The 25,391-nt window shown below is 62.0% G+C and carries 17 protein-coding genes; 15 read left to right on the top strand and 2 right to left on the bottom strand.

Annotation, left to right across the window (positions count from 1 at the left end; translation table 11 throughout):
• Positions 1 to 794: 794 nt before the first annotated feature.
• Positions 795 to 1,592, bottom strand: a complete 798-nt coding sequence (locus PQR40_RS14900; protein WP_408225955.1) for a transporter substrate-binding domain-containing protein — start codon at positions 1,590 to 1,592, stop codon at positions 795 to 797.
• Between the two features lie 218 nt (positions 1,593 to 1,810).
• Here PQR40_RS14900 and hemE point away from each other — a divergent pair, with 218 nt between their 5' ends.
• The 4 genes from hemE (at position 1,811) to PQR40_RS14880 (ending at position 7,468) form a co-directional block, all read left to right on the top strand.
• Positions 1,811 to 2,911: a uroporphyrinogen decarboxylase gene (hemE, locus tag PQR40_RS14895; protein ID WP_408509276.1), complete on the top strand. Its 1,101-nt coding sequence runs from the start codon at positions 1,811 to 1,813 to the stop codon at positions 2,909 to 2,911.
• Between the two features lie 464 nt (positions 2,912 to 3,375).
• Positions 3,376 to 5,622 carry a primosomal protein N' gene (locus PQR40_RS14890; RefSeq protein WP_408509275.1) on the top strand — a complete coding sequence of 749 codons (2,247 nt, stop codon included), beginning with the start codon at positions 3,376 to 3,378 and terminating at the stop codon, positions 5,620 to 5,622.
• Positions 5,623 to 5,792: 170 nt separating this feature from the next.
• Positions 5,793 to 7,223 carry a YeiH family protein gene (locus PQR40_RS14885; protein ID WP_408334870.1) on the top strand — a complete coding sequence of 477 codons (1,431 nt, stop codon included), beginning with the start codon at positions 5,793 to 5,795 and terminating at the stop codon, positions 7,221 to 7,223.
• On the top strand, positions 7,223 to 7,468 hold the full coding sequence (locus PQR40_RS14880; protein WP_408225967.1) for a hypothetical protein: 246 nt from the start codon (positions 7,223 to 7,225) through the stop codon (positions 7,466 to 7,468). The genes PQR40_RS14885 and PQR40_RS14880 overlap by 1 nt, the downstream gene beginning before the upstream one ends.
• A gap of 103 nt (positions 7,469 to 7,571) precedes the next feature.
• Here the strand turns inward: PQR40_RS14880 and PQR40_RS14875 are convergent, their stop codons facing one another.
• Positions 7,572 to 7,745, bottom strand: a complete 174-nt coding sequence (locus PQR40_RS14875; RefSeq protein ID WP_408225970.1) for a hypothetical protein — start codon at positions 7,743 to 7,745, stop codon at positions 7,572 to 7,574.
• A 311-nt stretch (positions 7,746 to 8,056) separates the two neighbouring features.
• Between PQR40_RS14875 and putA the strand changes: the two genes are divergently transcribed.
• From putA to PQR40_RS14820, 11 genes are all read left to right on the top strand, one after another.
• Entirely contained in the window at positions 8,057 to 11,998 is a 3,942-nt protein-coding gene (gene putA / locus PQR40_RS14870; RefSeq protein WP_408334867.1) for a trifunctional transcriptional regulator/proline dehydrogenase/L-glutamate gamma-semialdehyde dehydrogenase, read from the top strand.
• A 168-nt stretch (positions 11,999 to 12,166) separates the two neighbouring features.
• Positions 12,167 to 13,315: a branched-chain amino acid ABC transporter substrate-binding protein gene (locus tag PQR40_RS14865; RefSeq protein WP_325044805.1), complete on the top strand. Its 1,149-nt coding sequence runs from the start codon at positions 12,167 to 12,169 to the stop codon at positions 13,313 to 13,315.
• Positions 13,316 to 13,869: 554 nt separating this feature from the next.
• Positions 13,870 to 16,713 carry an aminotransferase class III-fold pyridoxal phosphate-dependent enzyme gene (locus tag PQR40_RS14860; protein WP_408509277.1) on the top strand — a complete coding sequence of 948 codons (2,844 nt, stop codon included), beginning with the start codon at positions 13,870 to 13,872 and terminating at the stop codon, positions 16,711 to 16,713.
• A 35-nt stretch (positions 16,714 to 16,748) separates the two neighbouring features.
• Positions 16,749 to 18,572, top strand: a complete 1,824-nt coding sequence (locus tag PQR40_RS14855; RefSeq protein ID WP_408225980.1) for a fatty acyl-AMP ligase — start codon at positions 16,749 to 16,751, stop codon at positions 18,570 to 18,572.
• 31 nt (positions 18,573 to 18,603) lie between these two features.
• On the top strand, positions 18,604 to 19,842 hold the full coding sequence (locus tag PQR40_RS14850) for a cytochrome P450 (RefSeq protein WP_408334861.1): 1,239 nt from the start codon (positions 18,604 to 18,606) through the stop codon (positions 19,840 to 19,842).
• Between the two features lie 13 nt (positions 19,843 to 19,855).
• Complete coding sequence (locus PQR40_RS14845; protein ID WP_408225986.1) at positions 19,856 to 20,500, top strand: methyltransferase family protein; 645 nt, start codon at positions 19,856 to 19,858, stop codon at positions 20,498 to 20,500.
• A gap of 18 nt (positions 20,501 to 20,518) precedes the next feature.
• Positions 20,519 to 21,322, top strand: a complete 804-nt coding sequence (locus PQR40_RS14840; RefSeq protein WP_408225989.1) for a glutathione S-transferase family protein — start codon at positions 20,519 to 20,521, stop codon at positions 21,320 to 21,322.
• Positions 21,323 to 21,333: 11 nt separating this feature from the next.
• Entirely contained in the window at positions 21,334 to 21,810 is a 477-nt protein-coding gene (locus PQR40_RS14835) for a hypothetical protein (RefSeq protein WP_408334858.1), read from the top strand.
• Positions 21,800 to 22,837, top strand: coding sequence for a DUF2156 domain-containing protein (locus PQR40_RS14830; RefSeq protein ID WP_408225995.1), 1,038 nt, complete (start codon positions 21,800 to 21,802; stop codon positions 22,835 to 22,837). The genes PQR40_RS14835 and PQR40_RS14830 overlap by 11 nt, the downstream gene beginning before the upstream one ends.
• Positions 22,838 to 22,848: 11 nt before the next feature.
• Positions 22,849 to 24,165: an NAD(P)/FAD-dependent oxidoreductase gene (locus PQR40_RS14825; protein WP_408509274.1), complete on the top strand. Its 1,317-nt coding sequence runs from the start codon at positions 22,849 to 22,851 to the stop codon at positions 24,163 to 24,165.
• 16 nt (positions 24,166 to 24,181) lie between these two features.
• On the top strand, positions 24,182 to 25,339 hold the full coding sequence (locus PQR40_RS14820; RefSeq protein ID WP_408226001.1) for an acyl-CoA dehydrogenase family protein: 1,158 nt from the start codon (positions 24,182 to 24,184) through the stop codon (positions 25,337 to 25,339).
• Positions 25,340 to 25,391: the final 52 nt, after the last annotated feature.

Here is a 25,391-nt window from a genome sequence, read left to right as displayed (position 1 = left end):
AACCAGCTAGCGGGAAAATGCGCGGTTGGAAACCCGCAAAATCGAACCGCTACGAAGCTCGCAAACGTTTGACCAGACGAAAAAAAAGCGGGCCTGGAGCCCGCTAAAAACCACACGCTACGGGGTTAGCGCGAGGAGACCAAAGGTGGAACCAACTGAGACGACGACCCTACGTCGACTACGGCCCCAGCAGGGATGCCCCTTTACAGGGCTTCGGCATACGCCGACCGGCAAGTGCATCGTATCCGCTCACACCACGCACCCAGCCACATCCGTGTTGAAACCGTTGAGGGCATTGTGGGCGAATTAACCTACGAGCGCGGTAACAAAGTGTTTCAGGTTGTAACGCCCGCCAGATAAGGCGTTGCGGGATTTATTTCCAATCCCAACTGTTTTAAACGTATTTTTTACCGATGACTCATGCGCAATTTCATACGCCTGATTGATGCTATTCGTGACGCATACTGCGGCGTAATCCGTTCAGTCGATTCCGCATGAAATGGTTGCACGTTCATCTTTTTTGGAGCGAATCGGCTGTGTTACAGGCGCTTTTCCGGCGTCACGAAGTTGCCAGATTTGCGGGCGATCGCGCGCGTTGCACCGCAACATCCTCCGCAGATGGGAAAGATGCGCAAAGGCCCGGTTCGTTGGGCCCTGTTCAACCGCATTGTTTGGATTTTGCTTAACACCCGGGAGGCCGGTTACACGATTGTGTCAGCCATGCGGACCTATTAATCGACCAGGCTGCGCCTGCCTTCCCGATCGAGCGGAACACAGGCTGACCCCTGCAAGGATCACTTCAGCCACTTGTCCGAGATTGCCTGATATTCGCCGGTTGCTCGCGCCAGGTGCAACCATTGATCCACGTATTGCTGGAACGTCACATCGCCGCGCGGCAGCAGCCAGGCCTTCTCGCCGTACTGGAACGGCTTGTCCGGATGCACCGAGCAAAGACCCGGATTCAGCTTTTGCTGCAACAAGGTCTCCGACGCGTCCGTGACCATCACATCGGCCTTTCCGGCGAGGATCTGTTTGAAGATCGTCACGTTGTCCGGATAGACGGTCAGGTTCGCATGCGGGAAATACTGCTTGGCGAAACGCTCGTTAGTGCCGCCCGGATTGACGATCACGCGAGTCGCCGGCTGGTCGATCTGCGCCACCGTTTGATATTTGTTGACGTCGTCACACCGAACGATCGGCGTCTTGCCGTCGACCATGTACGCCTGCGTGAAAAACGCGCGCTTCTGGCGCTCGAGCGTTGGCGAAACACCGCCCACACCAATGTCGCATTTCGCAACGAAGTCGTTCATCAGGTTCGACCACGACGTCTTGACGAATTCCGCCTTTACTCCGAGCGATTTGGCGAGCGATTCGGTCATGTCGATATCGATGCCTTCGAACTGGCCGTCCGGCTTGTAAAACGAGTACGGCTTGTAGTCGCCGGTTGTACAGGCGCGCAACGTGCCGCGGGCGAGGATTTCGTCGAGCCGTGAGGGCGCCGCGGCGGTGGCGCTGGTCTGCGCCTGGGCCACGCCTGCGTGCATCAATACACCGGCCAGAATGCCGAGCAGTGTGAGTGCTGCCTTGTTCATCGAGTCTCCTTGGTTGCGCGTAATTGTTTGGTAAGGCCGGTGGATGATAGCCCGGCAATTCGCGCTTGAACATTGCCCGTTCAGCCAGGTCATGGCGTCGCACGGGTCGGCAAAAAAGCCGGCCGCAAGCAACGCGTGCGCGAGTTATTGCCTGCATCAAGCGCGATGCAGCGAGCCGGGTCCGGTAAAATGCCCCTTTGCCTTCAGTCGTACGCAACGTGGCCCATAAACTCCTGAACGACACTTTCCTGCGCGCGCTGCTGCGCCAGCCGACCGACTACACACCGATCTGGCTGATGCGGCAGGCTGGCCGCTATCTGCCGGAATACAACGCCACGCGGAGTCGCGCGGGCAGTTTTCTCGACTTGGCCAAGAACCCGGCGTACGCAACGGAAGTCACGCTGCAACCACTCGAGCGCTATCCGCTCGACGCCGCGATCCTGTTCTCCGACATCCTGACGGTGCCGGACGCCATGGGCCTGGGTCTCGAGTTTGTCGCTGGCGAGGGTCCGCAATTCGCCCGGCCGGTGCGCACCGAAGACGATGTGGCACGCCTCGCGGTGCCGGATATCGACGCCACGCTGCGCTACGTGACCGACGCGGTACGCGAAATCCGCACCGCGCTCACCGACACGCAAGGCCGTCAACGCGTGCCGCTGATCGGGTTTTCCGGCAGCCCGTGGACACTGGCGTGCTACATGGTCGAAGGCAGTGGGTCGGCGGATTTCCGCACGGTCAAATCGATGCTGTACGCGCGCCCGGACCTGATGCACCGTATTCTCGACGTCAACGCCAGATCGGTTGCGGCTTACCTGAATGCGCAGATCGAAGCCGGCGCTCAAGCCGTGATGATTTTCGACACGTGGGGTGGGGCACTCGCGGACGGCGTCTACCAACGCTTCTCATTGCAATACATCCAGCAGGTCGTGAGCCAGTTGAAGCGCGATCACGGCGGCGAAAAAGTGCCGGTGATCACCTTCACGAAGGGCGGTGGTTTGTGGCTCGACGAGATTGCCGATATCGGTGTGGATGCGGTCGGTCTCGACTGGACAGTGAACCTGCGCAAGGCACGCGAGCGCGTGGGCAGCAAGGTGGCGCTGCAAGGCAACATCGATCCTTCGGTGCTGTTTGCTCCGCCGGCTTCGATCCGCATGGAAGCGCGCGCGGTGCTCGATAGTTTCGGCAATCATCCCGGCCACGTTTTCAATCTCGGCCACGGCATTTCACAATTCACGCCGCCGGAGAATGTCGCCGAACTCGTGGACGAAGTGCATCGTCATAGCCGTGCGATTCGCAGCGGCGCGCATGCACCAAGCTGAGGCCGTAAACGTTGCCATTTTTGCTGCAGTGCAGCGAACTGGGCTCTTGCTCTAAGGGAAAAATTGCAGTCAATGGGCCGTCAGATGGCGGTCCCGCGAAAGTCAAGACTTGACTTATGCACATTGATCACGCTGCGGCGCGGTAGAAGCTTTAGTCGTGTCCTGGCTCTTGCACATTGCGGGCGCATTTGATCCAAGCCTTGTCTGGCAAGGGTTTCACGGGGCCGCGACAAAGTGTGTGGAATCCCACAGAAGGCCGCTGCGGCGCGGTTCCAAGCCCTTCTGGGCGAAGTTCTCAACAAAGTTATCCACAGGCAAGCGGACCGATTGCAATTGTTCAGCCGAATCCAAAACTTAGCGCCGAAATTGAAGTTTTACTTTAACTTCGATGGGTTCGCCGTTTGCTCGACATACGCCGTGATGCGGCGTCATGCCGCATCCGTTCATCCGATCCACATCGCCGCGTGAGTGACGTGTTCGTCCGCGTCGCGCTGGATCATCCGCTGCCGACTTTGTTCGACTATTGCTGCGACACGCCCGAGCGTGTCGCACCCGGCATGCTGGTGAGCGTGCCGTTTGGCAAGCGCCATGTGGTGGGCCTCGTATGCGAAGTGACCACTCACAGTGACGTGCCCGTTGACCGTCTGCGGGCGATCAACAATGTTTGCACAGCCTGCCCGCCGGTGTCGGCCGAATGGCTGGCGCTCACGGCCTTCGCCGCTGACTACTATCAGCGTGGCCTTGGGGAAGTGGCCCTGCCCGCTTTGCCGCAAGCGCTGCGTGACGCTTCGCGCTGGTCGCGTCTGTTCGCACCGGAAGAGCGTTACAGCCTGACGGCGGAGGGACGCGCCGCGTTGCCGGAAATTTTGCCTGCGCGCGCCAGCGCGTTGCGCAAGCTTGCCCAAGCCCTGGCCGAGGCCGAGTTTCTGATTGCCGCCGACGCTCGCGCGCTCCACCCCAAAGCCATTGCAACCCTGGACGCCTGGCAGGCCGAAGGCTGGGTTGCGCTGGAGGTGATCGAAGCCGCCGAAGTGCTCGCCATTCCCGCATCGCCGGATACCCCCGCACCCACCTTACCCACCCTCACCGACGAACAGGCAACCGCAGTCGAAGCGATCCGCGACGCGAACGGCTTCGCGTCGTTCCTGCTGCACGGCGTGACGGGCAGCGGCAAGACTGAGGTATATCTGCGCGCGCTCGCCGAGATTCTGGCGGCGAAGCCTGACGCGCAGGCACTCGTCCTCGTCCCTGAAATCAATCTGACGCCGCAGTTCGAGTCGGCTTTCCGGGCGCGCTTTGCCGCGCTCGAAGGCACGTCGATCGTCACGCTGCACAGCGGTCTTGCAGAAGGCGAACGCGCCCGCAACTGGTTCGCCGCGCACACCGGCCGCGCCCGCATCGTGCTCGGCACGCGGCTGGCGGTACTTGCATCGTTGCCGAAACTCGCGATCATCGTCGTCGACGAGGAACACGATCCGGCTTACAAGCAGCAAGAAGGCTTGCGCTATTCGGCGCGCGATCTGGCGATCTATCGCGCCAAACAACTCGATTTGCCGGTCGTGCTCGGCTCGGCCACGCCGTCGCTGGAAAGCTGGTGGCAGGCGGATCAGGGGCGCTACAAGCGTCTCACCCTGTCGCGCCGTGCCGTCGCCGAAGCTGTCCTGCCGACTGTCAGGCTGGTCGATCTGGAAGAGGAGCGGCGACGCGGCCGGGCCTCGGTGGAGGGTTTGTCTGGGCCGCTGATCGCCGCGCTGAAGGCGAGGCTCGAGCGTGGCGAGCAAAGTCTTGTGTTCCTGAACCGGCGCGGTTACGCGCCGCAGCTTGCCTGCGACGCCTGCGGCTGGGTCGCCGGCTGTCCCCGCTGCAGCGCCTACGTCGTTTTGCACAAACCCGAACGCGCGCTGCGCTGCCACCACTGCGGCTGGGAATCGCGCATTCCACGCGCGTGTCCGGACTGCGGCAATGTGGACATCGCGCCGATGGGACGCGGCACGCAGCGCGTCGAAGAAACGCTGGCAAGCGCAGTGCCCGGCGCTCGCGTGCTCCGCATCGACGCCGACAGCACGCGCCGCAAAGGCAGTGCACAGGCGCTGTTTTCCGATGTCCACGCGGGTGAGGTCGACATCCTCGTCGGCACGCAGATGATCGCGAAGGGCCACGACTTCCAGCGAGTGTCGCTGGTCGGCGTGCTGAACGCCGACACCGCCTTGTTCTCACACGACTTCCGCGCGAGCGAACGCCTCTTCGCACAATTGATGCAGGTAAGCGGCCGTGCCGGCCGTGCCGGTTTGCCGGGCGAAGTGCTGGTGCAGACGCGCTATCCGCGCCACGCGCTGTATCACGCGCTGGCGCGGCATGACTACGTCGGCTTCGCCAATTCGACATTGGCCGAGCGGCGCGATGCTCATCTGCCGCCGTTCGCCTACCAGGCCTTGCTGCGCGCCGAAGGCCGCACGCTCGAAGCCGCGCTCGCCTTCCTGCAGCAGGCCGCCGCCGCGCTGTCGGAGATCCCGGCGGCCGAGCGCGTGACCGTCTATGACGCCGTGCCGCTCACCATCGTCAAAGTGATGCATGTGCATCGCGCGCAATTGCTGGTTGAGAGCGCGTCGCGGGCCGCGTTGCAGGCTACGTTGCGTGCGTGGCAGCCGATGCTGCGCGGCGTGAAAGGCGTGCTGCGCTGGAATCTCGAAGTCGACCCGCTCGACATCTAACGCCTGTTGCCGGCCGCTTCGCGGCGTTACTCCTTTAAGTCATATTCATAGAGCGAATGGTCGTTTCGCTTTGCGACGTCGCTCGCCTATATTTCGCCGAATCGGCGCATGTTCAGGCAAAACTCAAAAATCCCGCGCCGATGCACCTTAACTTTCTCGGGGCATTTGCGATGAGCGATACCAACCAGACGCTGCCTACCGGCGCCGCGCCCGGCAAACCGCGCAGCGGCCACAGCACGCACGGTGGCGGACTCTTTTCGACTGAAGACTGGTGGGCCGTCTGGATCGGCCTGCTGGTGATCGTGATTGCCTGGGCGCTGTTCGCCTCGGGCAGCAGCATCAAGTGGCTGGCGGTGGCGCCGGTCAAATGGTCGAGCGTGGGACAGGCGGCGCAGGACATCGGCAAGCATCTGCCGAACTATGTCGCGTTGTTCGTCGCGTTCGCGTTGCTCTTCGGTGTGAGTCTCGCTGCGCTGAAACAGAGGGTGGGCGCTTTTCTGGCGTCATTCCTGATCCTGTTTATCGCATCGGCGCTGATCTTCACGCTGGGCGCGTGGGTCAACGCGTCGAAATACAACCTTGAGCCGCCGCTCGTCGCGCTGGCGCTCGGCCTGTTGATTTCCAATGTGTTCAAGTTGCCCGAGTGGTTTTCAGCGGGCTTGCGCGTGGAGTTTTACATCAAGGTCGGCATCGTGCTGCTTGGCGCGACGCTGCCGTTCACCTTGCTGGTGTGGGCGGGGCCGGTCGCGGTGGGGCAGGCGACTATCGTCTCGCTCGTGACGTTCTTCGTGATCTTCTTTGTCGGCAAGGCGCTCGGCCTCGACCGGCGGTTTGCGGCCGTGCTCGGCGTGGGCGGCGCGGTGTGCGGCGTGTCGGCAGCGATTGCGATTGCCGGCGCGGTGCGGGCCAAGCGCGAACAGGCGTCGGTGGCGATCACATTGGTCGTGTTGTGGGCCATCGTGATGATCTTCGTGCTGCCGTTCGCATCGCGGTCGTTGGGTCTATCGACGGCGGTGGCGGGCGCGTGGATCGGCACGTCTGAATTCGCCGACGCCGCGGGTATCGCGGCCGCGCAAGCCTACGGCGACTTCGCGAAGCACGCGGGCGGCGTGATTGCCGGCGCACCCGAGGCGTCGCTGCAGGCGTTCACGCTGATGAAGGTGGTCGGCCGGGATATCTGGATCGGTATCTGGGCATTCGTGCTGGCGATCGTTGCGACGACGCGCTGGGAATCGCAGGACAGCGGCGTTAAAGCCAAGGCCAATGCGAGTGAAATCTGGGCGCGTTTTCCGAAATTCGTGATCGGCTTCGTAATTGCGTCGGCGCTGGTGACGTGGATCGCCAGCCACTACTCATTGGCCGACTACCGCAAGGTCGTCACGCCCGAATTCGTTGCGCCGATTACCGCGCTGCGCACGTGGGCGTTCACGTTCTGTTTCCTGAGCATCGGGTTGACCACGCGCCTGCGTGCGCTTTCGGCCACCGGCCTGAAACCGTTCCTCGCGTTTACGGCGGGCGTGGTTGTCAATATCGCCATCGGCTACGCGCTGTCCGCGCACGTGTTCGCACCGTACTGGAATAGCTTGGGGCAGGGCTCGTAATGAGCGAGGCTGTCCGCATAGCCGGCACGGCCCACGCACGCGGCGACGCGTGTGCGCCGCGCTGTGCAAGCTGCCGGTATCGCGCCGAAGATCGGCATTCACTGGAGCAGAGCATTCCGGGCCTCGCCGTGTTCGGTTCCGGGTTTGGCGCGAGTGTGGCGGACAGCCGGCTATGCCGTCTGCACGACCAGCTCGTTTCGCCCGACGACACCTGCGCTCAGTTCAAGCTGATGCCGCCTCACTGACGTGCGTGCTTGCGTCGCCGCGGGTTGAACCGGGGCGGCGCATATTCACTGCTCGCTGTTTCAGTTGCAACCGGCGGCGCTACGTCTATCGCCGGTCTTCCGTTTAATCGTTCAAAGCTGCCCGCGCATCGCCAGCCGATGCGCGCGACGCCGGGCGTACGCCCTTTTCCGCAGCCGTGCGTTTGCCCGAGCCACCGCCTGTCGCGCCGCGGATAAACAGCACAGCGCAAGTCGCACACATCGCCCAGATACCCAATACCACCAACCACTTTTCCATTTCGCCAGTCCTCTAAAACCCCGTACCGTTTTTTGTGCGTACCTTGCGGCCGCGACTACCCATGTCTGTATAACGGCACGCCGCGCAATCTGATAAGGGTAAAAGCGAAAAGAATCATGCCAGGGAAAGTACTGATCGCAACCGCTGTCGCCACTTGCAGCGCCATCCGCAGCAAACCCCCACTGCACAAGGCTTTCACGAAGGTGCAACCATGCGTGGCGCATGGTTGCACCTTTTTATTGGGAAGCGTACGATTCGCTCAACTTTTAGTCTTTCGCCAGCGAATTCGTCTGGTCTCCGAAGAAGGAAACATGGCTAGCACCACCCTCGGCGTCAAGGTTGACGACCTCCTGCGTTCCCGGCTGAAAGATGCCGCTACTCGCCTCGAACGCACTCCGCACTGGCTGATCAAGCAGGCGATCTTCGCATACCTCGAAAAGATCGAGCACGGTCAGTTGCCGCCTGAATTGTCGGGCCACACCGGCTCGGCCGATCTGGCTGATGGCGCCACGGTGGAGCAGGAGGAAGACGGTGCGTCGCATCCATTCCTCGAATTTGCGCAGAACGTGCAACCGCAATCGGTGCTGCGCGCGGCTATTACCGCTGCGTACCGCCGTCCCGAGCCGGAATGCTTGCCGTTCCTGGTCGGCCAGGCGCGTCTGCCGGCGAATCTCGCGGTCGACGTGCAGGCCATGGCCGGCAAGCTGGTCGAAACGCTGCGCACCAAGAGCCGTGGCGGCGGTGTCGAAGGGCTGATCCACGAATTCTCGCTGTCGAGCCAGGAAGGCGTGGCGCTGATGTGCCTCGCCGAAGCGCTGCTGCGCATTCCCGATCGCGCCACGCGTGACGCGCTGATCCGCGACAAGATCAGCAAGGGCGACTGGAAATCGCACGTCGGCCAGGCGCCGTCGTTGTTCGTCAACGCCGCGACGTGGGGCCTGATGATCACCGGCAAGCTGGTGACGACCAATAGCGAAACGGGGCTCTCCTCGGCGCTGACGCGTCTGATCGGCAAGGGCGGCGAGCCGCTGATCAGGAAGGGCGTCGATATGGCGATGCGCCTGATGGGCGAGCAGTTCGTCACTGGCGAGAACATCTCCGAAGCATTGGCTAACAGCCGCAAGTACGAAGCGCGCGGCTTCCGCTACTCGTACGACATGCTCGGCGAAGCGGCCACCACCGAAGCTGACGCGCAGCGCTATTACGCCTCGTACGAACAGGCGATCCATGCGATCGGCAAGGCGGCCGGCGGCCGTGGCATTTACGAAGGCCCGGGCATCTCGATCAAGCTGTCGGCGCTGCACGCACGCTATTCGCGTTCGCAGCAGGAACGCACGATGAGCGAACTGTTGCCGCGTGTGCGCTCGCTGGCGATCCTCGCGCGCCGCTACGACATCGGCCTGAACATCGACGCTGAAGAAGCTGACCGCCTCGAAATCTCGCTCGATCTGCTCGAAGCGCTGTGCTTCGATCCGGAACTGGCCGGCTGGAACGGCATCGGTTTCGTGGTGCAGGCGTATCAGAAGCGCTGTCCGTTCGTGATCGACTACCTGATCGATCTGGCGCGCCGCAGCCGTCACCGCATCATGGTCCGCCTCGTGAAGGGTGCGTACTGGGATACCGAAATCAAGCGTGCGCAAGTGGACGGCCTCGAAGGCTATCCGGTCTACACGCGCAAGATCTACACGGATGTGTCCTACGTCGCTTGCGCGAAGAAGCTGCTCGGCGCGCCGGATGCTGTCTATCCGCAATTCGCGACGCACAACGCGCACACGCTGTCGGCGATCTATCACCTCGCGGGCAACAATTACTACCCGGGCCAGTACGAGTTCCAGTGCCTGCACGGCATGGGCGAGCCACTGTACGAAGAAGTCACCGGTCGCGACAAGCTGAACCGTCCGTGCCGGGTGTATGCGCCGGTCGGCACGCATGAAACGCTGCTCGCCTACCTCGTGCGCCGTCTGCTGGAAAACGGTGCGAACACGTCGTTCGTGAATCGCATCGCCGACGAAAGCGTCGCGATCAAGGACCTGATCGCCGACCCCGTTGACGAAGCGTCGAAGGTCGTCCCGCTCGGCGCGCCGCATACGAAGATTCCGCTGCCGCGCAATCTGTTTGGCGCCGAGCGTCTTAATTCGATGGGCCTGGATCTGTCGAACGAGCATCGTCTGGCGTCGCTGTCGTCGGCATTGCTGGCGAGCGCGCATCATCCGTGGCGGGCCACGCCGATGCTCGAAGACAACGAGATCGCGGTGGGCGTCGCACGCGATGTGCGCAACCCGGCCGATCATCGCGACCTCGTCGGTACGGTCGTCGAAGCGACATCGGAACACGTGAGCGCCGCATTGGCACACGCGGTCGCTGCCGCACCGATCTGGCAAGCCACACCGGTCGATGCCCGGGCCGATTGCCTCGCGCGTGCCGCCGATCTGCTCGAAGCGCAGATGCATACGCTGATGGGTCTCGTGGTGCGCGAAGCCGGCAAGTCGCTGGCGAACGCGGTCGCGGAAATCCGCGAAGCGATCGACTTCCTGCGCTATTACTCGACGCAGATCCGCAACGAGTTCTCCAACGACACGCACCGCCCGCTCGGTCCCGTGGTGTGTATCAGCCCATGGAACTTCCCGCTGGCGATCTTCATGGGCCAGGTGGCCGCGGCGCTTGCAGCCGGCAACACCGTGCTCGCGAAGCCAGCCGAACAAACGCCGCTGATCGCCGCGCAAGCCGTGCGTATCCTGCGCGAAGCCGGCGTGCCGGCGGGCGCGGTGCAACTGCTGCCGGGCGACGGCGAGACGGTCGGCGCCGCGCTGGTGGCCGATCCACGCACCCGTGCGGTGATGTTCACCGGCTCGACCGAAGTCGCGCGTCTGATCAACAGAACGCTGTCGAACCGCCTCGACCCGGAAGGCAAGCCGATTCCGCTGATCGCCGAAACGGGCGGCCAGAACGCGATGATCGTCGATTCGTCGGCGCTCGCTGAGCAGGTGGTCGCGGACGTGCTGCAGTCGTCGTTCGATTCCGCCGGTCAACGGTGTTCCGCGCTGCGCGTTCTTTGTCTACAGGAAGATGTTGCGGACCGCACGCTGGAAATGCTGACGGGCGCGATGCGCGAACTGTCGGTGGGCAATCCGGATCGCCTGTCGATCGACGTCGGCCCGGTGATCGACCTCGACGCGAAGCGCGGCATCGACGCGCACGTCGCGGCGATGCGCGAGAAAGGCCGCAAGGTCGAGCAACTGCCGATGCCGGAAGGTGGCGCACAAGGCACGTTTGTTCCGCCGACGCTGATCGAACTCGACAGCATCGACGAATTGAAGCGAGAAGTGTTTGGCCCTGTGCTGCATGTGGTGCGTTACCGTCGCAGCCAGCTGGACAAACTGCTCGAACAGATCCGCTTGACCGGCTACGGCCTGACGCTCGGCATCCACACGCGGATCGACGAAACCATCGCGCACGTGATCAGCCGCGCGCATGTCGGCAACATCTACGTGAACCGCAATGTGATCGGCGCGGTGGTCGGGGTGCAGCCGTTCGGTGGTGAAGGGTTGTCGGGCACGGGTCCGAAAGCAGGTGGCGCGCTGTATCTGCAGCGTTTGCTGGCCACGCGTCCGGCTGGTTTGCCGAAATCGCTGGCGCAGTCGTTGATCGTCGAGGTGCCGCAAACGGGCTCGAACGGGGATAATCGCAGCGACAGCCCGTCCGCTGCCTTGACGGCGCTGCGTGACTGGCTGATCGGCGAACAGCAGCCGGTGCTGGCCGCACGCTGCGACGGTTATCTGTCGCATGTGCCGGCGGGCGCAACTGCGGTATTGTCGGGGCCCACCGGCGAGCGCAACACGTACACGTTGGGCGCACGCGGCACGGTCCTGTGTATCGCATCGACGGCGAGCGGTGCGCGCGTGCAGTTTGCCGCGGCACTGGCTACGGGAAATCGCGCATTGTTCGAAGGCGCGGCTGGTGAACAATTGGTGTCGCAGTTGCCTGCCGCGTTGAAGTCTTACGCAAGCGTGAAGAAAAGCGCCGATACGCCGTTCGAAGCGGTGCTGTTCGAAGGCGATAGCGACGAACTGCTGGCGCTGGTGAAGGAGGTTGCGAAACGGTCGGGGCCGATTGTTTCGGTACAGGGCGTTGCGGCGCGCGCGCTGGAGAGCGGCGATGAGGACTACGCGCTCGAGCGTCTGTTGACGGAACGCTCGGTCAGCGTGAATACGGCAGCAGCAGGCGGTAATGCGAATTTGATGACGATCGGTTGAGCGAACCTCATCGATTACTTCAGGAAAATGCAGGGCCGCCCCCAAATTTTCTTGCCCCTCGGGGGCCTGGCGCGAAGCGACAGGTATGGGGGCGCTCAGTATTAAAACGGAAGCGGTACGGCGACCCCGAAAAACCGCTCCATCCACACCTGGTACCAAGGAGAAGCTATGCAACACAAGATGAAACAGCTGGCAGGCGCAGCACTGGTTGCGGCAATGTCGCTGGCGGGGACGGCCAACGCTCAATCGACCGAAGACGTGAAGATCGGCTTTGCCGGTCCGATGACGGGCGCACAGGCGCACTACGGTAAGGACTTCCAGAACGGCATCACGCTGGCTGTGGAAGACATGAACGCAACCAAGCCGGTGATCGGCGGCAAGCAGGTTCGCTTCGTGCTGGATTCGGCCGACGACCAGGCTGACCCGCGCACCGGTACGACCGTTGCACAGAAGCTGGTGGATGACGGCATCAAGGGCATGCTCGGCCACTTCAACTCGGGCACCACGATTCCGGCTTCGCGCATCTATGCGAACGCGGGCATCCCCGAAATCGCCATGGCGACGGCGCCTGAGTACACGCAACAGGGCTTCAAGACCACGTTCCGCATGATGACGTCCGACACGCAGCAAGGTTCGGTCGCCGGCACGTTCGCGGTGAAGACTCTGGGCATGAAGAAGATCGTGATCGTCGACGACCGCACGGCTTACGGCCAGGGTCTGGCAGATCAGTTCGAAAAGGCAGCGAAGGCAGCAGGCGGTCAGATCGTCGATCGTGAATACACGAACGACAAGGCTGTCGACTTCAAGTCGATCCTGACCAAGTTGAAGTCGGTCAACCCGGATCTGGTGTACTACGGCGGCGCGGATTCGCAAGCGGCACCGATGGTCAAGCAGATGAAGCAACTGGGCATCAAGGCTCCGTTGATGGGCGGCGAAATGGTTCACACGCCGACCTTCATCCAGCTCGCGGGTAACGCGGCGGACGGCACGGTGGCATCGCTCGCCGGCCTGCCGCTGGAAGAAATGCCGGGTGGCAAGGACTACGTCGCGAAGTACAAGAAGCGCTTCAACGAAGACGTGCAAACGTACTCGCCGTACGCTTACGACGGCGCAATGGCAATGTTCGACGCCATGAAGAAGGCTAACTCGACCGATCCGGCCAAGTACCTGCCGATGCTCGCGAAGACCTCGATGCCTGCAGTGACGGCAGCGAACCTCGCGTACGACGGCAAGGGCGATCTGAAGAACGGCGGCATCACGCTGTACAAGGTGGTCGACGGCAAGTGGACGACGCTGCAAAGCGTGGGCGGGAAGTAAGCCGCCTTCGACACGGGCATCGCGCGCCGCGCGCCGCGCGGTTCTGCAGCGGCGCGTATTCCAACTGGACGGCGTACGCGTTTCACACCCGTTCCAATCGAAACATCTGAAAACGCCCCATGAGCCGATTTGGCTTGTGGGGTTTTTTTTTGCCTCGAGCCACGGCCTTTTATGCGCAATGAATAAAGCGCGTTTTAACGCGTGCTTATCGATTGGCATTTTCGAAAAAAAGAGGCCCTGCTTTATTAAGCACACCGATATTCTGCGGCGTGTCTTTTTCCTTATTTAGGGGATACATTTTCCGCATAGCTGCCGATTGTTTGATCCATGTCTAACCGTCTGATTTACGCTTAAGCGGCTAGGCGGTTAGTCTTCATCTGCCAGTTCCGATGTACGAATAAGTTAATTGGCATTTCTAATAATAGATGATTGAGAGAAATATCGTCCCGGTTATCTGACGAAGCGGCGCCTAAAGCACGCTCACCTTTATAGGTGCAGTGAGAGAAATGGAGTGTGGAGTGTCGATCAAGACGAAGTACGAAGTAACGCAGTAGCTGATCGCTTATACGCGAGAGCACTTCAACAGCGAATGGGACGGCACGACCGCGAGCCTGGCCGATCTTGGTATTGACTCGCTGTCCGGGGCGGACTTGGTCTGCTCTTTGGAGCGCTGGTGCGGCATCTCGATTCCCGCGGATTTTCTCGAGCGCGTCAGCAACTCTGACGAGCTCACGCAAGCGCTGCTCGAATTGGCGGAGCGGTCAAGGGCCGGGTCGACGCGTGGTCGGCCGTATCAACAGTTCGTGAACCCCTGGCTCGCGCAAAAGCTGCAGCAATTGAAAATCGACCGGTCTTTCGTCCGGGCAGATGGGCCATTTCTTTACGACGAGGACGGCAACCAGTACCTCGATTTTCTGGCGCAATACGGGGCCGTCCCGTTCGGTCACCATCCGAAAATAATCTGGGATGCGGTTAATGCGCTGCGTGAGGAAGCCGAGCCGGTCTTTGCGCAACCTTCTTTTCTCGTATCGGCTGGGCTGCTTGCGAAACGACTGATCGGACTTGCACCGTCAGGGCTTCGGTACGTGACGTTATCCAATAGCGGCGCCGAGGCGGTGGAGGCGGCGCTCAAAATGGCGCGTCACGCAACCGGTCGCACACGTATTCTCTCTACTCGAAATTCCTTCCACGGCAAAACGTTCGGCGCCTTGTCGGCCACTGGCAAGCCCGATTATCAGTCCCATTTCGGTCTGCCGATCCCGGGCTTCGACTACATCGAGTACGGCAATGCCAACGCGCTGGAAGCGCATCTCGCGTCCTGTGCTGACGCGTACGCGGCCTTCATTGTCGAGCCGATTCAGGGCGAGGGTGGTGTGCATGTACCGCCAAAGGGATATCTGGCCGAAGTCGAAGCGATCTGCCGCCGGCACGGCGTCTTGCTGATTGTCGACGAAGTGCAGACCGGGCTCGGCCGCACTGGCGCCATGTTCGCCTGTGAATACGAAGGCGTGCGCCCCGACATTTTGCTGTTGTCGAAAGCTTTGGGCGGTGGTCTCGTTCCCATTGGCGCCACGCTTTGCACTGAGGCCGTCTACCGCGAGAAATTTGCGTTGAAACATTCGTCGACGTTCGCGGGCAATGCGCTTGCGTCGCGCGTAGCCCTCGCCACGCTGGACAGGCTGACGCGCAACGAGGGCGAGTTGCTGCACCATGTCCGTACGGAAGGGGCCTATCTGAAACAACGGCTCGAAGCGCTGCGCGAGAGCTATCCCGAACTGATTGAAGAAATACGCGGGCAAGGCTTCATGCTGGGTGTTCGTTTCAGCTCGGATCGCACGCGCTGGCCGGAAAACTTTCTCGGCATTGCAGCTCAGGAAGGCGAGCTGGCGCAATTTGTCGCCAGCTACCTGCTCAACGTCGAACGGGTGCGCTTTGCGCCTACCCTCAACCGGGGTGACGTGCTGCGCGTTCAACCTCCGCTTACCACAACGCGCGAGCATTGCGACATGGCGGCTGATGCGCTCGGGCGCACGTTGAAGGTGTTGGCTAGCCGCAATACGGGTGCCTTTTATCGCGCGCTGCTTCGGCGCGAGCCGCCGGCCTGCGAGGCAGTCGAGGCGCGGCATGCCAACCAATCGCGCACGCCGTCACCCGCCGCCCTTCCGGCTTCGTGCAATGAACATCACTTCGCGTTTCTGCTTCATCCACTCGACCCGCAGAGTTACGCGGACTACGACCAGAGTCTCAGCCTGCTCTCGGCCGAGGAGCTGAACGAGTTTGCGCAAAGCATGGACGGGATGATCGATCCTGTCGTTGGGTCGACCGTGCAGGTCGAATCTCGCACCGGCGCGAAGGCTCGAGGTGACTTCATCATGATCAGCCATACCGCAGCACAATTGCGCCGCCTGCCACAGCGCGAGGCCATCGAGGTGCTGAACAAGGGCATCCGTCTCGCGTGCAAGCGGGGCGCGCAGATTGTCGGACTGGGCGCTTACACCTCGGTTGTCAGCGGCGGAGGCGTGCAGTTGCTGAATCCGGACGTGCCGTTGACATCGGGCAACTCGTACACCGTCGTGGCCGGTATCGAGGCGCTGGACGACGTGATCCGCCGCACCGGTCGTCAGTGGGATCGAAGCGCGGCCGCGGTCGTCGGCGCCGCCGGTGCGATTGGTTCGTGCATGGCGACGTTGCTGTCGCGGCGGGCCGCGTGCATTCTCCTTGTCGGCAATCCATCTCACACGTACGAAGTCGGTCGGGCGCGGCTCCTGCGTGTCGCTCGCATGATCGTGCAGGACGCCCTCTTGTCATCCGAGCAAGCGCTTCGTCCCGGCTCCATTGCCGCGCAAATCACGCAGATCGCCGCGGAGTTGGGCTCGTCACATGCTGATGAACTTATTAGGCAGCTCGAAGAGCGAGGGGCGCTCTGCCTGACCGGCGACATCGCTTCGTTGAGTTCGGCACACGTGGTGCTCGCTGCCACCAGTTTTCCCGGCGACGTCATCGAGGCGAGCTTGCTACGACCTGGCAGCATTGTGTGCGACATTTCCCGACCTCGCTCGATCCCGGCGTCGGTTGCCGAGCGTCGTCAGGATGTGCTCGTGATCGACGGCGGGATTATTGCACTACCCGGTTCACCGCGGATCGGACCGTACGGCATCGCGCCCGGTACGTCGTACGCCTGCATGGCCGAGACCATGCTGCTCGCCCTTGAAGGGCGTTTCGAAACCACCAGCATCGGCGATACGCTGAATATGCACGAGATCGCGCGGCAGCAACAACTCGCACGCAAACACGGATTTTCACTCGCGGGGTTGCAGAGTTTCGGCCAGCCACTCGCCCGCACTAATCTGCAGCGATTCATCGATTCCACCGCACAGCCTTCGCCGGCGCTCGTTTGAGTCGAGCATCGGCATCGACATTTCGAGGAGTTCCCATGATTGCTTCTAGCCTACCGCTTAAGCTTCTCGTTCCACCCGACCCCTACCGGAGTGCGAGCCTCGTCGAGGTGGTGCGTAACTACGCCGATACCGCACCGGGCGCCATGCCGTTCACTTTTATCGACTACGCGGGCGCTCGGCCGGAAGACCTGGCGATGACGTACCAACAGCTAGACCAGCGGGCAAGGCGCATAGCCGCGCTACTGCAGACTTCGGGCAAACCGGGTGATCGCGTCTTGCTGCTCTACCCGGCGGGGCTCGACTATCTATGTGCGTTGTTCGGCTGTCTCTATGCGGGGATGGTGGGCGTGCCAGCCTATCCACCGCTTAATCCGCGCCTGCGCGACCGGCTTGCCGCCGTTGCGGAAGATTGCGGCGCCAGCGCGGCGCTGACAACGGGGGCGGTGCTTGAGCTGGTCGGTGACCGGGCCGGGCCACCTGGCCGCCTGCGCTGGCTAGTCACCGATGCCGCGCTGGGTCATCTGGAAGACGCATGGCGTGATCCAGGTGTGACTCGAGACCGTGTGGCGATTCTGCAATATACGTCGGGCTCCACGGGCACGCCAAAAGGCGTGATCGTCACGCACGGCAACCTGTTGCACAACGTCTACCTGATCGCGTTGCATTTGCAATTCAGGCCTGACGATCACCATCTGACCTGGTTGCCGCCATATCACGACATGGGGCTGATTGGCGCAATGCTCGGCTCGTTCTGTGCAGGCGTGCCGGTCAGTTTCATGGCACCCGCCTCGTTCCTGCGCCGGCCGGAACGGTGGCTCGGCGAGTTGTCGAAACGACGCTGCACGGTGAGCGGCGCGCCCAATTTCGCCTACGAGCTATGCATCGAAAAGATCCCTGAGGAGGCACTGGCCGCATTCGACCTGTCTAGCTGGCAGCTCGCCTACTCGGGCGCGGAACCGGTACGAGCCGACACGCTGGACCGTTTCGCCGAACGCTTCGGTGCATGCGGATTCCGGCGTGCAGCGTTCTATCCGTGCTACGGCATGGCGGAAACAACGCTATTCGTTACCGGCAAACGCCGCGACGAGCCGCCCCGCACGCTGACCATCGATAGCGTTGCTTATGCAAACGAAGCCCGTGCAGTAGTGCGCGAGGGTGCCTTGGCGGATCCATCGGTGAGTGAATTTGTGAGTTGCGGCGAGGTTGCAACGGACCTCGATCTGCGAGTGGTCGATCCGCATTCCGTGCTCGAGTTGAGCGAAGGACGTGTCGGAGAAATATGGGTGGCGGGGCCTTCTGTGACGTCGGGGTATTGGCGCAGCACGCCCGGGACAGCGGGCATATTCGACGGTCACATTGCTGGGCGTGATCATGCATACCTGCGCACGGGCGACCTTGGTTTCATGCATAACGGCGAGCTTTATGTCAGCGGCCGGCTCAAGGATCTGATCATCATTCGCGGCATCAATCACTATCCCCACGATATCGAACGCACGATCGATCTTTGCCATGACGCAGTTCGCCCAGGATGCGGCATCGCTTTCTGCATTACCGCGGGCAACGAAGATCATCTCGTGTTTGTGCAGGAAGTCGGACGTCGCGACGAAGCACGATCTGACGAAATTACCGCACGCATGCGTGACGTCATTTACTCGCAACACGGAATTCAGCCCTACGCGATCGTGCTGATCGCGAACGGAACCATTCCCAAAACGACGAGCGGCAAGCTGTCACGCCGGCCGTGCCGTACCCAGTTTCTGGAAGGACGCCTGCAGGTGATCTCGCAATGGATGAACCCTCGATTCGCCTGTATGGAGCAGGGCGTCGCTGAGCCTCCTCGGCATGCGATGCCAGCCTGAACCCGTTCGCTTATTTTCCCAGGAGGTATTCATGTCCGCGCTTTCGCCGAGTCCGGCTGCATTCACACCGGCTTTCGATCCTCTTATCCCCCATCCTGTCCATGTGCGGGATCCCTACATCGTCTACAAGCAATTGCGCGAGCACGCGCCAATGTACCGGTCGCCTCACGGCGTGTGGATCGCCAGCCGGCACGCCGAGATCTCGTTCATGCTGAAAGATGCCCATTTTGGGCGTGGCTACTTCTACTTCGAGAACATGGCTCAGCGGATGGGGCCCGGCATCGTCGAGCAGCCGGTCTACGCGTCGGCCCGCAACATGATGGTGATGAAAGACGGCGAAGACCATTTGCGCTTGCGGGAATTGGTCGCGCGAGCTTTCGCGCACAAGCGGATCGAGTCGATGCGTCCATTCATGCAGTCGGTGATGCACGATCTGATCGACGTGGCGCTCAAAAAATCGGCTTTCGACGTGATGCTCGACCTCGCCTTTCCGTTGCCGAGCGCCGTGATCTGCCAGATGATCGGCGTCCCAAAGCAGGACTGGCCGAAGTTCGGTCAACGCAAGGCCAATGGTTCCCGCGCGCTCGAACCCGCGCCGTTGAATCCGCTGGAAATGTTCGAACAGAACCAGGCCGTCGACGAGGCGCGTGATTATTTCGAGTGGTTGATCGACCTGCGCCGCCGCGAACCGGGTGACGACCTTACGTCGCAATTGAACGCAGCGGAGCAGCAAGGGCGAATTACGCATGCCGAGACGATCGACAACCTGCGAATGATGTTCGTCGGCGGGCAGGAAACAACGGTGAATACCATCGGCAACGGCCTGTTCGCCCTGTATGAGCATCCTGACCAGTTGCACACGCTCAAGCAGGACATGTCATTGCTTCCCGGCGCGGTGACCGAAATGGTGCGCTATGACTCGGCCGTACAGATGACACCGCGGCAGGCGCGCGAAGACATTGAAGTTGCAGGCTCGTCGATCAAGGCAGGGGAGACGATCTTGTGTATCGTCGCGTCCGCCAACCGCGATGAGAGCGCGTGGCCTCACGCCGGCCAGTTCGACATTACTCGCACGAGCAACTATCCGCTTTCATTTGGTGGCGGCCCGCACTACTGCCTTGGCGCGCATCTCGGTCAGGTCGAAACCGAAGTGGCGCTGCAAACCATCTTCGAACGCCTGCCCAATCTCAACCCGCAGATGGACAATCCGCGCTGGCTCCCCGGCACTGTCGTCTTCCGCGGGCTGCAGTCGTTGCCCGCCACCGCGTGACACGGAGATCGAGATGGTGCGCAAATTTCTCACTGGACTGGTCGCGATAACGCTGGTCTTCGTCGTGCCGGCAGCGCTGATCCAGCCGCAGGCACTCCTTTCGTCGAAGCTCTGGGCGATGGTGGCCGCTGGGCTGCTCGCCTCGTTGACGCAGCCGGCCTACAGCCCGCTCGATCACGACGCCCCTCCCGAAGATCGGGGCACAGCAAAGCAGCTCGTGTGGACGGTCTATCTGACGCTGCTGTTTGGTGTCGTCGAATGCCTTCTGTGGCGGTATCCCGGCAGCATGGACTGGGACGCGCTTGCCATTGCCGCCTACGCGGTCGCCATTGCCGGCGCCTTATTGCGCGCGTGGGCCGTGGCTGCGCTGGGGCGCTTCTTCACTTGGCACGTGCGCGTTCAGTCAGGCCAGCAGGTCGTTTCGAGCGGGCCCTATCGGATGTTGCGCCACCCGAGCTATACGGGCGCCTGGTTGCTCTACACGGGCATGTTGCTCGCCATGCACGCACCGATTGCGGCGGCGCTCGCCGGCGTTTTGCTGCTCGCCGCTTTTGTCAGGCGTATCCGCTACGAGGAAGGCCTGATGTTGCAGGCGTTTGGCGCGGAATACGTCACCTATAGCCGGCGCGTCAAGCGGCTGGTTCCACTCGTCTGGTAACCCTGGAAACACATCGCCATGTTGACTCTTCATCACTCACCGTTTTCCGTTGCATCCCAGAAGGTTCGGCTCGCGCTCGCCGAAAAGCAGCTCGATTGGGATGACCGTCTGGTTGACCTGTTAGCGGGCCAGCATTTGCAGGAAGATTTCCTGCGCCTGAACCCGCGAGCCGAAGTGCCGGTCCTCGAGCACGACGGTCACGTGCTTAACGAATCGTGGTTCATTTGTGAGTATCTCGAGGAAGCCTTTCTTCAGCATCCGTTGATGCCCGCCGCGCCGGTGCATCGTTATGCCGCGCGCCAATGGAATCACTGGATCGAGCGTGAGCTGCATCATGCGTCGGGCGTCGTAACGTATGCGGTGTTGGCGCGCCCGCTTTTACTGCAGCAGCCGCCCGAGGTGGTGGAAGCCTTACTGAAGGCGATACCGGACGCGTCGGTGCGCGCATGGCGCGCGAGCGTCCTGGAGCATGGCCTCGACGCGCCGCAACTGAAGGAAAGCATCAGCAGGCACCACGCGTTCGTCCGACGGATGGAGAAGCAACTCGTCGACGCGCATGGGTGGCTCGCCGGGCCCGCTTGTAGTCTCGCCGATCTCGCTGCCTTGCCCTACGTCATGCGCGCCGATCACGTGGGCCTAGGCAGCCTGATGACCTTCGAAGAGTCGCCCAACCTTCGCTCCTGGTACCTTCGCATGCTCTCGCGGCCTTCCATGCAAGCGTCGTTCGTGCGCTACGTCGACGCGGACCTGCAAAGCCTCATGACTCAGCTCGTCGTCGCCGCGCATCCGAAGCTAGAACAACTTATACAAACGAGCGATTGACGGAGGGCGGGATGGATCAACGGAACTTGTTCGAAACGCCCGCGACGTACCGACTGGTGCGGTTGGAATATCTCATTGCGCTGGTCGTCTGCGTCGGACTGCTGATTGCCCACCGCACCGAGGTCCGCTGGTGGGCTTTCGTGTTGCTTTTCGCGTACATCGACGTTATTGGCTATCTTCCCGGCGCAGTGGCGCACCGGCGTGCGCACGGCAGGCGCATCCATCGGGTCTTCTACGTCCTTTACAACGTTGCCCACAGCGCGGTCACGGCGCTTCTGGTTGCGATAGTGTGGGCATGGTGGGTGCGACCGGAATGGGCGCTGCTCGCTATCCCGATCCATCTGTGCGGCGACCGGGCGCTGTTCGGCAACTTTCTGAAGCCGTTCGGTGTGAGCTTCGAACCCGCCGCGCATCCCGACTTCGAGCGTTTCCGCAGTAGCTATGTCAACGCGTGCGGCCGCAAGCCCGGGGGGCCTCATGGGACGTAACGCTTCGGCGCCTGCACTCGCCGATCAGGAAACCATCAAGGCCGTGCAGACGCTGCGAACCCATGCGGACCACCCCTCGGCGCTACTCGCGATCAACCGGCAAACCGCGCGCTTTTGCGCGCCCGGGATAGACGGCCTGATTGCCTATCGACTCGCGGGTCGCCGACATCTGGTGATGGTCGCCGGCATTGCGGCCGCGCACGATCAGCGCGCGGCGTTGCTCGACACCTTCTTGCTCTGGGCGCACCGCGAGGGTCGCAAGGTCGTAGCTGTGCAGATGCTGCACGAGGATGCTGAACTTTTCGCGAGCCGTGGTTTCAGTGTCAATCAGATCGGCGCCTCCTACAGTGTGCGGCTCGATCGGTTCAAAATCTCGGGTACACCGTTCATCAAACTGCGCAACAAGATTTCGCGCGCGCGGCGCAGCGGCGTCGCCGTGCTCGAACTCGGCGTCGACTTGCCGGCAAGCGGCGACGTATGGGACGCCGTCGCCGCTATAGACCGGGCATGGATCAAGGATAAGGGCACCAAGGAGTTGGCCTTTCTCATTGGCGAATTGGGTGCCCCCGAGGCGTTCGACCGTGCGATCAAGCGTCTTTTTATCGCCATGGCCGACGATGTGCCAGTGGCATACATCCTGTACACCGCGAGCTTCGGCCAACACGCCGGCTGGATGCACGACCTGAGCCGGCGCAACCCGGACACAGCGGCCGGCGTCATGGAGCTCGTCAACATTACCGCCATCGAACGCTTCAAGGCCGAAGGCGCGCCGATGCTGAACTTCGGCTTCACACCGCTTACCTCGCTTGCAGACAGCAACGAGTTGCCGGGCGCATACAGCCGCGCCACGGCGTGGGTTTTTCGCCAACTGGCGCAGCACGGCAGTGTTATCTATCCGGCTCAGGCGCAGTTGCAATACAAGCTGAAATGGGCGCCCGATCTGATTCAGCCCGAGTACATTGCGTTTCAAAAGGGCGCGACCGCGGGTGGACTGTGGCAGTTCCTCCGTCTCACGGGGGCAATCTAGTGACATTGAATATGCCCGCTTCCGTGGCATCTCGCCAGCCGTATTCGACAGTCTGGCTCCCGTTCCCGCTCGACGAGCTTGCGCCCGCGCCAAGCGGCCACCTGCGCTGCGACGTCGCGGTGGTCGGCGGCGGCCTGTCGGGCTTGTCGACCGCGCTGCATCTCAAGTTGGCCGCGCCCCAACTCGACGTCCTACTGCTCGAGGCGGGACGCATCGGTTACGGCGCGAGCGGCCTGAATTCAGGTCAATGCGCGCCGCGCATCGGACCGGCCATCGAAAACCAGGTGCGGTCACTGGGCGAAGAATTCGCGCGTGCGGCGTATGACTATTCGCTTGGCGCAGTTGAATTCGCAGCCAGGTTCGCGAAAGACCTGGCGATAGATTGCGAACTCCGCTGTGCCGGGCAATGGCAAGTCGCCCTCCGAGACGCCGATGCGCTCAAGCTCGAAAGGCGGGCGGCGGTGTATCGATCGCTTGGGCTCGACGTGCCATTGCTTGGCGCCGATGCGGTACATGCATCGTTGCCGGACGCATACCGCATACGCAACGCGCTCGTCTTTCCGGCCTGGTTGCTCAATCCGGGCCGATTATGTGTGGGGATGAAGCGAGCGGCTCTCGCCCAGGGCGTGCGCATTTTCGAACATGCACGAGTGGAGCGGTTGGAGCGCGACATCGGCACGCTGCACGTCGGCTCCAGCTCGATCCGGGCGTCGCGAATAGTGCTTGCAGTCGACGGTGCCATTGGCGGGCTGATCGCGTTTCGACGGACTGTGCTGCCGGTCACAGCGTTCGCCGCCGTGACGCGCGCCCTTTCCTGCGCGGAGCGTTCAGCGATCGGCTGGACGCAGGGCCAGGGTCTCTACGATGCGCGCCCCATGTTCAATTTTTTGCGACCGATGGCCGATGGCCGCCTGCTGATTGGTGGCGACTATCGTTACGCGCGCGACACACAAGCCGGCGTCGCTCAGAAGCCGCAAGACGCGTCGCATTTGCTTGCACAGTTGTCCCTGTTCTTTCCATCAGTGCGTTCGATCACTGCGGACGTCGTCTGGCACGGACTGCTCGGCTGCACTCTAAATGAATGGCCGATTGTCGCCCCACTCGATCGCGACGGCCGCCACTGGCATATCGGCGCGTGGAATGGGCACGGCGTCGCACTTGCCCTTCGCGCCGGCCACGATCTCGCCTATGCAATGACAGGGCAAACCGCGCTGCCAGGCATTCCATGGCACTGCCCGAGAGCGGCGAATTTGCCACATAACCTGATTGCCATGCTGGTTCCCCTGTACCTCGAATGGCTTCGCCATTCGAGCCGAATGACCATTTGAAACGAGGTAACACTTCATGTTCTTGCAGGAATCACGCGCCGTATTGGCGCGCTACGCACCGGGGCTGGACGCCGAACTGACCCACCGTGGCCTGTCGGCCCTGGAGTCGATGGAGCCTCAGGCAATCAAGGCGCTGATCCACCAATACCGGCTGCCGCGCTTGTGGGTACCGTCCTCACTGGGCGGCGCCGCGATTTCACCGTACGACGGCATTCGTATGCAGCGCGCCATTGGCGCGAGCGCACCTTCAATGGCGCTCATGCTCACCATGCACAACTTCACGGTCAGCTTCTGCAATGCGCTCGCCGATCATGTACCTTCGTGCGCGCACATGCTGCACGACGTTGCTCACGACAATCTTCTGGTCGCGTCCGCTTTCGCGGAGGGCCGCCGCGGTGCCGGCATCCTGGACTCAACCGTTTTCATGACCCCCGACGGAGACGACTTCCGGATTAGCGGCAGCAAAAAGCCCTGTACGATGGCGAATTGCATGGACATCATCACGGTCGGCGTCGCGCTGCAGGGCGCGGACGGCGCCAAACATACCGGCATGGCAATTCTGCCTGCGGATGCAGCAGGTGTGACGCGGCGTGCGTTCTGGAACGTTCCGCTACTCGCTGCCGCGGACAATCATGAACTGTGCTTCGACAACGTGAAGGTGTCGGCTGATCAGTTGCTGCTTGCAACCGAAGACGACGCCGAGACCGCGCAGATAGTGGCCGTTGCCGAAGTGCTGGGCCTCTGCTGGTTCGAGATCGTCGCATCAGCCAGCTACCTTGGCGTGGTGAGCGGCATGGCTGCGCGGGTCGTGGCGGATCGCGGCGTGGAGGAGTCAGAGCGCGTGCTGCTTGGCAGCGAACTGGAGTCTGCGCAAGCAGCGCTCGATGGTGCAGTTCATCTGATGCAAACGTGCCCACCCGACGAGGCGTTGCTTGCCCGCGTCTTGATGATACGTTTTGGCGTTCAGCGCGCTATCGAGCGGTGCGCCATGCACGCGGCGGAGCTCGGCGGAGGTCTCGCATTCATCCGCGATGGTGAAATGATGACGCTGCTTATGGCAAGCCGATGTCTCGCTTTTCACCCAATTAGCCGAAAAGCGGCGCGCCCCATGATCGCAGCGTGGCTCGAAGCGGACGCTGGCGACGCACCCGACTTGCAACGGGCCGCGAACTGACACCAGTACGATTCGGCAAGCTGTGGCGCAGGCCGCTGCTTGCCGCATGACG

The sequence above is a fragment of the Paraburkholderia sediminicola genome, assembly GCF_046026855.1.
Lineage (GTDB): Bacteria > Pseudomonadota > Gammaproteobacteria > Burkholderiales > Burkholderiaceae > Paraburkholderia > Paraburkholderia sediminicola_A.
This window is presented reverse-complemented; position numbering and strand designations above follow the sequence as displayed.